The sequence below is a fragment of the Acidovorax sp. LjRoot66 genome, from assembly GCF_964253305.1.
GTDB lineage: Bacteria > Pseudomonadota > Gammaproteobacteria > Burkholderiales > Burkholderiaceae_C > Acidovorax.
Window position 1 is genome coordinate 1628901 of sequence record NZ_CAXUQU020000001.1, and the last position, 12721, is coordinate 1641621.

At 66.6% G+C, this 12721-nt stretch carries 12 protein-coding genes; 1 reads left to right on the forward strand and 11 read right to left on the reverse strand.

From position 1 onward, the window contains the following. Window positions 1-18: 18 nt before the first annotated feature. The 7 genes from ACSQ3Y_RS07560 to ACSQ3Y_RS07590 form a co-directional block, all read right to left on the reverse strand. The gene (locus ACSQ3Y_RS07560) at window positions 19-627 is read right to left on the reverse strand and encodes a hypothetical protein (RefSeq protein ID WP_436176876.1); all 609 of its coding nucleotides are present in this window, start codon (window positions 625-627) and stop codon (window positions 19-21) included. 6 nt (window positions 628-633) lie between these two features. Continuing rightward, the gene (locus ACSQ3Y_RS07565) at window positions 634-2037 is read right to left on the reverse strand and encodes an amidase (protein WP_436176877.1); all 1404 of its coding nucleotides are present in this window, start codon (window positions 2035-2037) and stop codon (window positions 634-636) included. 189 nt (window positions 2038-2226) lie between these two features. After that, entirely contained in the window at window positions 2227-3717 is a 1491-nt protein-coding gene (locus ACSQ3Y_RS07570) for an ABC transporter substrate-binding protein (protein ID WP_436176878.1), read from the reverse strand. A 95-nt stretch (window positions 3718-3812) separates the two neighbouring features. After that, the gene (locus tag ACSQ3Y_RS07575) at window positions 3813-4691 is read right to left on the reverse strand and encodes an ATP-binding cassette domain-containing protein (RefSeq protein ID WP_057204825.1); all 879 of its coding nucleotides are present in this window, start codon (window positions 4689-4691) and stop codon (window positions 3813-3815) included. Further along, window positions 4688-5728, reverse strand: coding sequence for an ABC transporter ATP-binding protein (locus ACSQ3Y_RS07580; protein ID WP_436176879.1), 1041 nt, complete (start codon window positions 5726-5728; stop codon window positions 4688-4690). The genes ACSQ3Y_RS07575 and ACSQ3Y_RS07580 overlap by 4 nt, the downstream gene beginning before the upstream one ends. Before the next feature lie 15 nt (window positions 5729-5743). After that, complete coding sequence (locus ACSQ3Y_RS07585; RefSeq protein ID WP_057204821.1) at window positions 5744-6628, reverse strand: ABC transporter permease; 885 nt, start codon at window positions 6626-6628, stop codon at window positions 5744-5746. A gap of 17 nt (window positions 6629-6645) precedes the next feature. Continuing rightward, on the reverse strand, window positions 6646-7608 hold the full coding sequence (locus tag ACSQ3Y_RS07590) for an ABC transporter permease (RefSeq protein ID WP_436176880.1): 963 nt from the start codon (window positions 7606-7608) through the stop codon (window positions 6646-6648). A gap of 230 nt (window positions 7609-7838) precedes the next feature. Here ACSQ3Y_RS07590 and ACSQ3Y_RS07595 point away from each other — a divergent pair, with 230 nt between their 5' ends. Next, window positions 7839-8096: a YfhL family 4Fe-4S dicluster ferredoxin gene (locus tag ACSQ3Y_RS07595; RefSeq protein WP_428002351.1), complete on the forward strand. Its 258-nt coding sequence runs from the start codon at window positions 7839-7841 to the stop codon at window positions 8094-8096. A gap of 6 nt (window positions 8097-8102) precedes the next feature. Here the strand turns inward: ACSQ3Y_RS07595 and pth are convergent, their stop codons facing one another. From pth to ACSQ3Y_RS07615, 4 genes are all read right to left on the reverse strand, one after another. Further along, window positions 8103-8765, reverse strand: coding sequence for an aminoacyl-tRNA hydrolase (gene pth, locus ACSQ3Y_RS07600; protein ID WP_057204816.1), 663 nt, complete (start codon window positions 8763-8765; stop codon window positions 8103-8105). Window positions 8766-9523: 758 nt separating this feature from the next. Further along, window positions 9524-10624, reverse strand: coding sequence for an IS5 family transposase (locus ACSQ3Y_RS07605; protein WP_436176881.1), 1101 nt, complete (start codon window positions 10622-10624; stop codon window positions 9524-9526). Between the two features lie 262 nt (window positions 10625-10886). Then, window positions 10887-11519 carry a 50S ribosomal protein L25/general stress protein Ctc gene (locus ACSQ3Y_RS07610; protein WP_057205494.1) on the reverse strand — a complete coding sequence of 211 codons (633 nt, stop codon included), beginning with the start codon at window positions 11517-11519 and terminating at the stop codon, window positions 10887-10889. Window positions 11520-11699: 180 nt separating this feature from the next. Continuing rightward, window positions 11700-12674 (reverse strand): ribose-phosphate pyrophosphokinase, encoded by a 975-nt coding sequence (locus tag ACSQ3Y_RS07615; protein ID WP_057205491.1) that lies wholly within the window; start codon window positions 12672-12674, stop codon window positions 11700-11702. Window positions 12675-12721: the final 47 nt, after the last annotated feature.

Here is a 12721-nt window from a genome sequence, read left to right on the forward strand (position 1 = left end):
ACCCCGTCTTGCGGTCACTCATTTCCCGTGGATGAGCGCGAGGTACGCGGTGCGCGTGGGGGCGGACACCGAGGCCACAAGCTGCTCGTGCGGCGTCTTGTGGCGCGCCAGCATGCGCGCCGTGGCGATCGTCTTCGATTTGCAGAACCAGTGGCAGGTGTGCTGCATGAGCAGCAGCTCGGCTGTCATGGCGAAGGCCTTGTCCTTGGGCGCCAGGTGCTCGCTGTTCTGCGCCACGCTGGCGATGCCGCGCGCGTGGATGGCCAGGGCGCGGCGCATGTCGAAGGTGGCGGCGGGCAGAATGGCCTGCGCAAACGGAATCGCCAGCGCCAGGCGGCTCACGCGGGCCTGGGCTTCATCCACCTTGGAGAAATCGGCGGCGAAGCGCGCGAACTGCTCGGCCAGCTGCGATTCGGTGGTCTCCAGCAGCGACCAGATCTGGCTGCGCCGCTCGTCGGTGCTTTCACCCAGGGCGCGCAGGTAGCCCTCGGTCAGCGCCTCCATGAGCTTCTCGATCTGGTAGTTGCCCAGGTGGCTGCCCAGCAGTGCAATGCGCTTGCGCTGCTCCTTGGCATTGAGCACGTAGACACCGCTGGCGATGAGGATCGACAGGATCAGGACATCCATGGCGACTCAACCCTTGGGCGGCTGGGGCCAGGGGCGCTGGGGCGCGCGGATCAGCTCGAAGGCGTGCGCAACCTGCAGCACCCCGAGGTCGTCGAAGCGCACGCCCGCAATCTGCAGGCCGATGGGCAGGCCGGCTTCGGTGTAGCCGCAGTTGACCGATGCGGCCGGCTGCTCGGACATGTTGAATGGCACGGTAAAGCCGATGTGCTCCAGCGGGCGCAGCGGGTCGTTGGTGGGCGAGGGCAGCTCGGCCTGGAAGGCGACGTTGGGCGCCACCGGCGAGATCACGTAGTCGAACGCGTTGCAGGCCTTGACGGCGGCCACGCGGGTGAGGTGGAACTGCTGGCTGGCGTTGAACACCGCGGTGCCCGACATGCCTTCGGCGCTGTCGGCCCAGGCGCGGATGTAGGGCAGCACCTTCTCGCGCCTCACGGCAGGCAGGGCCTGCAGGTCGGTGAAGGAGCGCATGCGCCAGAAGTGGTCCATGCCGTCGAGCATGGCCTGCGTCATGAAGGGCTGCATGGGCACGATGGTGGCACCGGCGGCCTCCATCAGGCGCGCGGCGTTTTCCACGGCGGCGCGCACCTCGGGCTCCACGGGCAGGCCGCAGCCAGCGTCCAGCAGCAGGCCGATGCGCAGGCCGCGCAAGCGCTCGCTGCCCTGGTCGAACTGGTTCCAGGCGATGTCCTGTGCGGGCAGGCCCATGCTGTCGCGGGCATCGGGCTGGCTGAGCACCTGCATCATCAGCGCGGCATCGGCCACGGTGCGCGTCATGGGGCCGGCGGCGCGGCCGGTATAGGGCGGGTCGATGGGGATGCGGCCCAGGCTGGGCTTGAGGCTGAAGATGCCGCACCAGCTGGCCGGCAGGCGCAGCGAGCCGCCGATGTCGGTGCCGATGTGCAGCGGGCCATAGCCGGCTGCAGCGGCGGCGCCACCGCCGGCGCTGGAGCCGCCGGGGCCCTTGCTCACATCCCAGGGGTTGCGCGCCAGCGGGTGAAAGCTCGACAGGCCCGAGGAGAGCATGCCGTAGTCGGGCATGGTGGTCTTGGACACGATGACGGCACCTGCCTCGCGCATGCGCGCCGCGGGGGGCGCATCGGCTGCGGCGGGCACCAGGTCCACGGCGGCTGTGCCGGCCGGCAGCGGGTCGCCCCGGGTGGCGATGTTTTCCTTGATGGTGGCGGGCACGCCGTCGAGCAGGCCCATGGGCTCGCCGCGTTTCCAGCGGGCCTCGGAGGCGCGGGCCTGCTCCAGCGCCAGGTCGGGGCGCAGCAGATAGGTAGCCTGGATGTGGGGCTCCCACGCATCGATGTGTTTGAGCACGGCCTCGGTGACCTCGACGGGGGACAGCGTGCGCTGGCGGTAGGCAGCGAGCAGGGCGTGGGCGGGCAGGTCGTGGAGGTCACTCATGGCAGGTGGCTGGGCAGGAGGGGAGGGCGCGGGGCGGCTGGGAAGGCACGCCAGGAGCGGTCAGCAAAAAATGAAGCAGGCGAGGTGCACGGCACCAGGCCCCGGAGCGCAGCAGGGGCTCTTGCGAGCCCCTGCCAAGCCTGGGTTGCCCGGGCAGTGCGTGCCACCGGGCAACCATCTTACGGTCTCTCAGGACCAGGAAAGTGACGAGATGTCGTTCACGAACACCGGCATGTCTTTCCAAAGGCCCTTGAGGTTCTTGTTGGCCACCGTGATCCACTGGTTCGAGTACAGGAAGGCGTGCACGGAGTCCTGCGCCAGCAGGCGCTGCGCGTCGCCGAGCAGGCGCGAGCGGTCGGCCGGGCGCGCAGCGTTCTTGATCTGGTTGAAGATCTCGTTGAACTTGGGCGAGTTGTAGGCCCAGTAGTAGTCGGGCTTGGCGAAATTGCCCAGGTCGAACGGCTCCACGTGCGAGATGATGGTCAGGTCGTAGTTCTTGCTGCCGTAGGTGCCGCTGAGCCACTGCGCCCATTCCACGTTCTGCAGCTTGGCGACGATGCCGATCTTGGCCAACTGCGCTGCAATCACCTCGCCGCCCTGGCGCGCGTAGGGGGTGGGGGGCAGCGTCATGTTCAGCTCCAGCGGCGTCTTCACGCCGGCCTCGGCGAGCAGCTTCTTGGCCTTTTCCACGTCGTAGGGGTTCACGCCCGTGGTGTCCACGTAGCCGAAGGCGCCGGGCACGTAGTGGCTGCCGATGGGCGCGCCATAGCCGTCGGCCGCGCCTTCGATCACGGCCTTGCGGTCCACAGCGGCTGCGATGGCGCGGCGCACGCGCACGTCATCCAGCGGCTTCTTGCCGTTGTTGATGGCCAGGATGGTCTTGGCGCGCGAGCCGCTGACCACCACCTGGAAGCGCGGGTTGGCCTTGAACTGGCTCACGCTGCGGGGCGTGACACGCGGGAAGGCATCCACATCGCCTGCCAGCAGTGCGGCAACCTGGGCGGCCGGATCGGAGATGAAGCGGAACGTGGCGCGCTTGATCTTGATGCTGGCCGGGGCGCGGAAACCGGCCCAGGCTGCCAGCACGACGGAGGAGCCCTTGTTCCATGCGTTCAGCTGGTAGGGGCCGGTGCCCACGGGCTTGGTGGCATTGCCATCGGCGCTCTTGGGCTCGACGATGATGGACGTGGCCTGGCCCAGGATGAACAGCAGGTCGGGGTCGATGTCCTTGTTGAGCAGCACCACGGTGTAGTCGTCCACCACCTGCGTGGTGAGGTTGGCGAAGGTGCGCTTGTCCTTGTTGGTGCTTTTCTCGCCGCCTGCGCGGTCATAGGAGAACTTCACGGCGGCAGCGTTGAAGGGCTCGCCGTTCTGGAAGGTGACGCCGCGGCGCAGCTTGAAGGTGTAGGTCTTGAGGTCGGGCGAGACTTCCCAGCTTTCGGCCAGCATCGGCGAGACACTGCCATCGGCATTGATCTTGGTGAGCGTCTCGAAGATGTTGTACTGCACTATCTCGGCGATGGCCGAGGCGGCGCCGGCCGTCGGGTCCAGCCCTGGCGGCTCCAGCGTCATGGCCAGCACCACGGCGTCCTTGCGGCCCTGGGCGAGGGCGCCGAACGGGGTGGCGAGGGGCACGGTGGCGATGGCGCCAGTGGCAAGAACGGTACGGCGGTTCAGCATGTTCGGACTCTCCAGACAAAAAACTGACGAAGACCCCGGTGCAATTTGTTACCGGGGAGCACGGAAGCTTTGTACACCATTGGTGGCGCTTGTGGTTATGCGGTTTTCGCGGCTGCGGCCGCAGCGGCGCGTCGGGCACGCGCGCGGCCGGGCTGCACCTGGGGCACGGCGCCCACCAGCGAGCGGGTATAGGGGTGCTGCGCATTGCGAAACAGCTCGGCCGGCGAGCCGCGCTCGACGATGCGCCCCTGGTAGAGCACCACCACTTCGTCACACAGGTGGTTGACCACTGCCAGGTCGTGGCTGATGAGCATGTAGGTGATGCCGAACTGCTGCTGCAGGTCCTGCATCAGGTTGAGCACCTGGGCCTGAACCGAGACGTCGAGCGCGCTCACCGGCTCGTCGGCCACGATGAGCCGCGGGCGCGTGATGAGGGCGCGTGCGATGGCGATGCGCTGGCGCTGCCCACCCGAGAACTCGTGCGGGTATTTCCCGAGGTCGTTGGTGCGCAGGCCCACCTGCGCGAGCACCTGGCCGGCCTGCTCGCGCTGCTCTGTGCGGCTGGTCTCGCCCTGGGCCTGCAGCGGCTCGGTGACGATGCGCTCCACCGTCTGGCGCGGGTCAAGCGAGCCATAGGGGTCCTGGAACACCATCTGGAAGTCGCGCCGCGCCTGGCGCAGCTCGGCCGGCGCCAGCGTATGCAGGTTGCGGCCAAGCAGGTGCACCGTGCCGGCGGTGGGCGCATCGAGCGCCATCACCGTGCGCGCCAGGGTGGACTTGCCCGAGCCTGATTCGCCGACGATGCCCAGGCTGCGGCCCGAGGCGATGGAAAAACTCACGCCGTTGACGGCATGCACCTTGCCCGGTGGCTGGAAGAGGTGCTCGCGCGGCAGGGTGTATTCGCGCACCAGGTCCGTGACCTGGAGCAGGGCAGTATCGGCGCTGGCCGGTGCCTGTGGCTGCTTGCTGCTCATGCGGCCACCTCGACGACCTGGACGGCCTGCTGCGCGCTCAGCGCCTGGGCGATGGCGTCGCGGCGCAGGCAGCGCACCTCGTGGTCTCCATCGGCATCGGTGGCCACCAGGGTGGCTGGGGGGCGTTCATGGTGGCAGGCATCCACGGTGTAGCTGCAGCGGCCGGCAAAGGGACAGCCGGCAGGCAGGTCCACCAGTTCAGGCACCGTGCCGGCAATGGTGGACAGGCGCGGGCGCTGGCCCGGCGCATGCACCGCGCCCAGGTGCGGGCGGGCGGCGAACAGGCCGCGCGTGTAGGGGTGTGCCATGGCCGAGAACACCGAAGCGGTGGAGCCGCTCTCGACCACGCTGCCGCCGTACATGACCATCATGCGGTCCACGTTCTGCGAGATCACGCCGAGGTCGTGCGAGATCAGGATCAGGGCCATGTTGCGCTCGGCCACCAGGTCGCTGATGAGGTCCAGGATCTGCTGCTGGATGGTCACGTCCAGTGCGGTGGTGGGCTCGTCGGCAATCAGCAGGTCGGGCCCGCAGGCCAGGGCCATGGCGATGGTGATGCGCTGGCGCTGCCCGCCCGAGAACTGGTGCGGATAGGCATCGAAGCGCTGGGCCGCATTGGGGATGCCCACGCGGTCGAGCAGGGATATCGCCTCCTTGCGGGCGTCCGCAGCACCCATGCCGCGGTGCAGGCGCAGCGGCTCGGCCACCTGGCGGCCGATGCTGTGCACGGGGTTCAGGGCCGTCATGGGCTCCTGGAACACCATGCCGATGCGGTTGCCGCGCATGCGGCACATCTGTGCATCCGTGCGGCCCACGAGCTCCTCGCCGTCGAAACGGATGCTGCCGCTGACCTGGGCGCTGTCGGGCAGCAGGCCCATGAGCGACATGGCGGTGATGGACTTGCCGCAGCCCGATTCACCGATCAGGCCCAGGGTTTCGCCGCGCTCCAGGGCAAAACTCAAGCCGCGCACGGCGTCGGCAGGGCCCCGGTGGGTCTGCAGGCGGATCTGCAGGTTGGAGACTTCAAGCAAGGGCATGGCAGAAGGTCGTCTTCATCGTTTGCGAGAGAGGCGCGGGTCCAGCAGATCGCGCAGGCCGTCGCCCAGCAGGTTCAGGCCCAGCACGGCGAAGGCGATGGCCAGGCCCGGCCACACGGCCAGCAGCGGCGCCTGGAACATCAGCGTCTGCGCCTCGCTGAGCATGCGGCCCCAAGAAGGCTGGGGCGGCTGCGTGCCCAGTCCCAGGTAGGACAGGGCGGCCTCGGCCAGGATGGCGATGGCGAACTGGATGGTGGCCTGCACGATCAGCACCGACAGGATGTTGGGCAGCACGTGTTCGAGGGTGATGCGCCAGCTGCCCTTGCCGCAGGCGCGCGCGGCCAGGATGTACTCGCGCGACCACACGGCGTTGGCCGAGGCGCGCGTGACGCGCGCAAAGGTCGGTATGTTGAAGATGCCGATGGCGATGATGGAGTTGACGATGCCCGCGCCGAACACCGCCGTCATCATGATCGCCGAGAGGATGGCCGGGAAGGCGAAGGTGAAGTCCGCCAGCCGCATGATGAGCTCTTCCACCCAGCCGCGTTTGGCCGCAGCCAGCAGGCCCAGCGCCGTGCCGATGGACAGGCCGATGCCGACCGCGATCACGCCCACCAGGATGGAGTTGCGCGCGCCCACCAGCAGCAGCGATGCCACGTCGCGGCCGAAGGCGTCGGTGCCCAGCCAGTGGGCCAGGGTTGGGGATTGCAGCTTGCCGGGCAGGTCCATCTCGTAGGGGGACCAGGGGGTCCAGACCAGGGAGAGCCCGGCGGCGACGAGCAGCAGCAGCGACAGCACGGCGCCGATGACGAAGCTGCGGTGGCGCAGTGCGCGGTGCCACCAGCCGGGCGGCGGCGTGCCGGCAGGCCGGATGGAAGGAGTGGAAGGAACGGCGCTCATGGGGTTCGGGGTGTCGTTCAGATATCGCTGGCTTTGACGCGGGGATCGATCACTGCGTAGAGGATGTCCACCACGAAGTTCACGATGACCACCATGGCCGCCAGCAGCATCACGCAGTTGCGCACCACGATCAGATCGCGGTTGGAGATGGACTGGAAGATCAGCCGCCCCAGGCCTGGCAGGTAGAACACGTTTTCCACCACGATGGTGCCGGCCAGCAGGTTGGCGAACTGCAGCCCCATCACGGTGATCACCGGGATCATGGCATTGCGCAGCACATGGCCCCAGAGCGCGGCGCGCTGCGAAAGGCCTTTGGCGCGCGCCGTGCGCACGAAGTCCTCGCGCAGCACCTCGAGCACGGCCGAGCGCGTGATGCGCGCCAGAATGGCCGCCTGCACCACGGCCAGCGCGATGGCGGGTAGCAGCAGGGCCTTGAGCGCGTCGAGCGGGCTGCCGCCGGCATCTTCCGTCCACCCCGGGAAGCCCCCGGCCGAGAACCACTGCAGCTTGACCGAGAACAGCAGGATCAGCAGGATGGCGAACCAGAAATTGGGGATGGCGATGCCGATCTGCGCCAGGCCCATCACGCCCACGTCGCCCACCTTGTTGTGGCGCGAGGCCGCGTACACGCCCGCGATGAGCGCCAGCACCGTGGTGATCACCATGGCCATCAGCGCCAGCGGCACGGTGAGGGCCAGGCGTTCGAGCATCAGTTCCAGCACCGGCGTGCTGTAGGCGTAGCTGTTGCCCATGTCGCCCACCACCAGGCCGCTGACCCACTCCCAGTAGCGCTGCATGGCCGGCTGGTCCAGCCCCAGCTTGGTGGCCAGCGCCGCCACGGCCTCGGGCGAGGCGTCTGGCCCCATGAGCATCTGCGCTGCATTGCCGGGCAGGATCTCCAGCACCAGGAAGACGACGATGGAGGCGCCAATCAGCGTGGCCAGGAGCGTGATGAACCGCTTGAGGAAGAACAGTCCCATGGTGGGGTGTCGTGTGGGTAGTGGTGGTTGTGCGTGGCGCCCTGGGCGGTGAATTCCCTGGCGTCACAATTAATGTGTATACACAGCATAACGGCAAAAACACCCCGCCGGCGGTGTTGTGTTGTGGTGTGGCACGCAAGGTACATGCCCGGAACCACGATAATGTGCCCCATGAAGCGCGCACTGTCTCCCCTTGTCGTGACTGCACCCCGTGTGCAGGGATGTGTGCCATGGCGCTGATGATCACCGACGAGTGCATCAACTGCGACGTCTGCGAGCCCGAATGCCCGAACGACGCCATCTACCTGGGCGAAGAGATCTACGAGATCAACCCTGGCAAGTGCACTGAGTGCGTGGGGCATTTCGACGAGCCCCAGTGCGTGCAGGTCTGCCCCGTGGCCTGCATCCCCGTGAATCCGCAGCACGTGGAGACCCGCGAGACGCTGTGGCAGAAGTTCCAGCGGTTGCAGGCCCCTGCCCAGAACTGATATCTGTCAGCTGGCTGCGTCGGGCTGCTTGGCGGCAGCCGGTGGGGTGATGGTGGCAGCGCCCAGCTCGGGCGGGCGGGGCGGCTTGGGGCGCGGCGGCTTGACGGTGTGGATCAGCAGCGTGGCCTTGTCCATCTCGCCGGCCAGCATCGCCGGGTAGGCCTTGAGCGAGTGGGTGATGCTGTCCTCGATCAGCGTGCGCTGGTCGGGCGCAGGTTTTTTGAGCACCCAGTTGGCCACTTCCGACTTCACGCCTGGGTGGCCGATGCCGACGCGCAGGCGCCAGTAGTCTGCCGAGCCCAGTTGCGCATGGATGTCGCGCAGCCCGTTGTGCCCCGCATGGCTGCCGCCGCGCTTGAGCTTGACCTGGCCCGGGGGGATGTCGAGTTCGTCATGCACCACCAGGACCTCTTCGGGCGCGATCTTGAAGAAGCGCGCGAGCGATGCCACGGACTTGCCCGACAGGTTCATGAAGGTCTGGGGCTGCAGCAGCCACACGCTCTGGCCGTGCACGGTGGCACGGGCGGCCAGGCCGTGGTAGGAGCGTTCCGGGACCAGATTCACCTTCAATTCGCGCGCGAGGGCGTCGATCCACCAGAAGCCGGCGTTGTGGCGGGTGGCTTCGTAATCGGGGCCTGGGTTGCCCAGGCCTACAAACAGCTTGATCATGGGTGGGGATTATCGGTGGCTTGCTTGTGTGTCGCTGCTGTTGTCGATGGTTGGCGCGTGCTTTTGTCGAGGGCGGAGGCCGGGTCTCGGCCCGGCAGCCGAGGTACCTTTCTTTGAGTCGCCAAAGAAAGGTACCCCAAAGAAAGGCGACCCCGCTGCCCGTGTCCCCCTCGCCCGGTGGGCGAGGGGGCAGCCTGCGATGCTCGGTCCTGGGGTGCACCGCGGAACTCGCTGCGTTCCCCCTGCGGGTGAACTCCGCTCAAACAACCGCGGTGAGTCAGACAACGATGCGCGTGTCCTTCGGCACGCGCTCACCCCAGGCCCTGCGCTTCTCGGCACGGTCAGAAGGGGGTGGGAGCGGGCTCCACTCGGGCCATTGCTTCGCTCGGCCTGTGGTCCTTCGCTGCGCTCGGCTCGCCAGAGCGCTCACCGAACACGTCGGCAGCGCGCAGCGCGTAACCGACACCCGGCGCAGCTGCGAAGCAGCAGCCGTGTTTGTCCCCGCTCCCCACCCCTGCTGGCTGCGCCGAGAAGCGCAGGGCCTGGGGTGGGTGCGTGTGCCGAAGGACACACGCACTTCGTGATCTGGCTTGCCGCAGTTGTTTGAGCGGAGTTCGCAGAACGCAGCGAGTTCTGCGGCACCACCCCAGGACCGAGCATCGCAGGTTGCCCCCTTTCGCCCGACAGGGCGAAAGGGGGACGCAGACTGGGGGTCGCCTTTTCTTGGCCCACCTTCTTTTGGAGGGTGTAGAAGAAATCTATTTCAACCGCCCCAACAACATCCGGGCCTGCGCAAGCCACACCCACGCAGCCGCATAGAACGGCTTGCGGTCGTGGTGCATCACAAGCCTGCGGTTGCGCTCCAGCCATGCATGGGTGCGCTCTACGACCCAGCGCTTCTTGGCGATGGGGGCAGGCTGCTCGTCGCTCCACAGCGGCTGCTGGGCATCGTCCCAGCGGTGGCGGGCACTGTGGCGCACGATGCGCACCTGTACGTGGTGCGCCTTCTCGATCTGCTGGGCGCATTGCCCGGCGTACGCGCTGTCGGCCCACAACGTCTTGAACGAGCCATCTGTGCGCTTGCACGCCTGTGCTACCGCTTGCGCGGCCGCGTCGCGGTCCTGCACGGCTGCACTGGTGATCACCACCGCAAGCAGCAGGCCCAGCGTGTCCACGACCAGATGGCGCTTGCGCCCCTGCACCTTCTTGCCTGCATCGAAGCCCAAGGTACCACCCTGAGGGCTGCCCCGGTTGGACTGCGAGTCGATGATGGCCTCGCTGGGCTGCGCAGCGCGCTCCAGGCGTTGGCGCCATTGCTGGCGCAGACGCTCGTGCAGCGCTTCGAACTTGCCTTGGCGGGCCCAGTTGACGAAGGCCTTCTGCACAGACTGCCAGGGCGGATAGATCTGCACCGGCAGGTTGCTCCAGGACGAGCCGGTGCGTAGCACATAGCAGCAGGCATCGACAACGCTACGCCGCGAGTAGGTGGCCGGTCTGCCACGCGAGCCCGGTTGGGGCTCGAACAGGTCCTGCGCCAGCGCCCATTCGGCATCGGTCAGGGCACCGGCAATGGCGTTGCCGGATTGACTGGCGGGCCGATGCTGGGCGGTGTAGCCGTAGCGCGTGCCAGGCTGACCAGGCTGCGAGCGGGACAGCTGCGACTTGGGCCGCGCTCGCTGCAGGCCGGCAGCCTTCAGTGCTGCGCGCAGAGTCACCGTGCTGGGGGCGCTGCGGCCCATGTGATCGGCCCAGGCCAGCGCCAACTCGGGCAGCGTCGCCTGCGGATTGTCTCGGACCACCTCGCGCAAGGTGGCGTACTCGCCAGGGGGGATCACGGGTGGTCGGCCTGTCTTTGCCATTGCGCTGCTCCTGCTTGGTCAATGCGGCGCTATTATAATTTATTTCTTCTACACCCTCTTGGCGACGCAAAAGAAGGTGGGTGCGCCGCCGGGCGCACATCCCGGCCTCCGCCCTCAATCCAGGCACAGTGCAACCACTGCAACCAACTAACCAACCCAAGCAGAAGCACAAAACAAAAACGGCCCACCGAAGTGAGCCGTTCTTGTTGCTGGAAGCAGCGCCACCAGGGCAACGCTGATCCGGACAGGAAAAAGCCAAGAATTACTTCTTGCCCTTGCCCTTGCCCTTGGCATCCGCTGCAGGAGCGGCTTCCACAGGCGTCTCGACAACCACGACCGGGTTGGTCACGGAGACCAGCACGGGATTGTTCTGGCCACCGCGGATCACGGGGGTCACGCCCTTTGGCAGCTTGATGCTCTTGAGGTGCAGCGAAGCACCCTTTTCGAGCGTGGACAGGTCCACGGCGATGAACTCAGGCAGGTCCGAAGGCATGCAGGTCACGTCGAGTTCGTTCACGACGGGGTTCACCAGGCAGTTGTCGACCTTGACAGCCTTGGACTCTTCAGCGCCGCTGTAGTGCAGTGGCACCTTCATGTGCAGCTTGGTCTTGGCATCCACACGCTGGAAGTCGATGTGCAGCACGAGTTGCTTGTAGGGGTGGTATTGCACGTCACGCAGCAGAACCTTGCTGGTGGCGCCGGCCACTTCCATGTCCAGCACGCTGGAGTGGAAGGCTTCCTTCTTGAGGGCGTGCCACAGTGCGTTGTGGTCGATCTCGATCAGTTGGGGTTCGGCAGTACCGCCGTAGACGATGCCAGGCGTCTTGCCCGAATTGCGCAGACGGCGGCTCGCACCCGTACCTTGCTTGGCGCGCTCAAAAGCGACGAAGTTCATAACTAGCTCCTGAAAAGGACAGACCGCGACCAGTCTTGCCCTGTTTTTAAAAAGGCCTGCTTTGCCCCAGGGGGCAGGCAGGCCACATTGCGTTCCCGAACCAACGGACAAGCCTCCCGAAGGAGGCTTGGTGTCAACCATCTTGCAAAGCCGACGGCCTCCTGCGAGGCCCGGGGCATGTCAGAACAGGTTGTCCTGGTCCGAGAACAGACTCATCACCGACTCGCCCTTGGCAATGCGCTGGATCGTTTCGGCGATCAGCGGGGCCACGGAGAGCTGGCGGATTTTTGCGCATCCCTTGGCGTTGTCGTTCAAGGGAATCGTGTTGGTCACCACCACTTCATCAAGGGCCGAGCCCTTGGCGATGCGTTCGATGGCGGGACCCGAGAAAATGGGGTGCGTGCAGTAGGCGTACACCTTCTTGGCGCCACGCTCCTTGAGCACCTCGGCGGCCTTCACCAGCGTGCCGGCGGTGTCGATCATGTCATCCATGATCACGCAGTTGCGGCCTTCGATCTCGCCGATCACGTGCATGACTTCGGACACGTTGGCCTTGGGGCGGCGCTTGTCGATGATGGCCAGATCGCAGTTGAGCTGTTTGGCCAGCGCACGGGCGCGCACCACGCCGCCGACATCGGGCGAGACCACGATCAGGTCTTCGTAATTCTTCTGGCGCAGGTCGCCCAGCAGCACGGGCGATGCGTAGATGTTGTCCACCGGGATGTCGAAGAAACCCTGGATCTGGTCGGCATGCAGGTCCATGGTCAGCACGCGGGCCACACCCACGGCCTGCAGCATGTTGGCCACCACCTTGGCGGTGATGGGCACGCGCGACGAGCGGGGGCGGCGGTCCTGGCGGGCGTAGCCGAAGTAGGGTATCACGGCGCTGATGCGCTCTGCCGATGCACGCTTGAGCGCATCGACCATGATCAGCAGTTCCATCAGGTTTTCGTTGGTCGGGGCGCAGGTGGACTGCACCACGAACACATCGCGCGCACGCACGTTCTGCTTGATCTCGACGGTCACTTCACCGTCGGAGAACCGGCCCACATCGGCAGCGCCGAGGGTGGTCCCGAGGTGTTGGGCAATTTCAGCTGCCATGCCAGGATTGGCATTGCCGGTGAATACCATGAAGTCGGGTTGATTGCCTTGCATGAGCGTCCCAGCGGTCTGAAAAAAAAGCCCGTACTACGCGAGTAGAT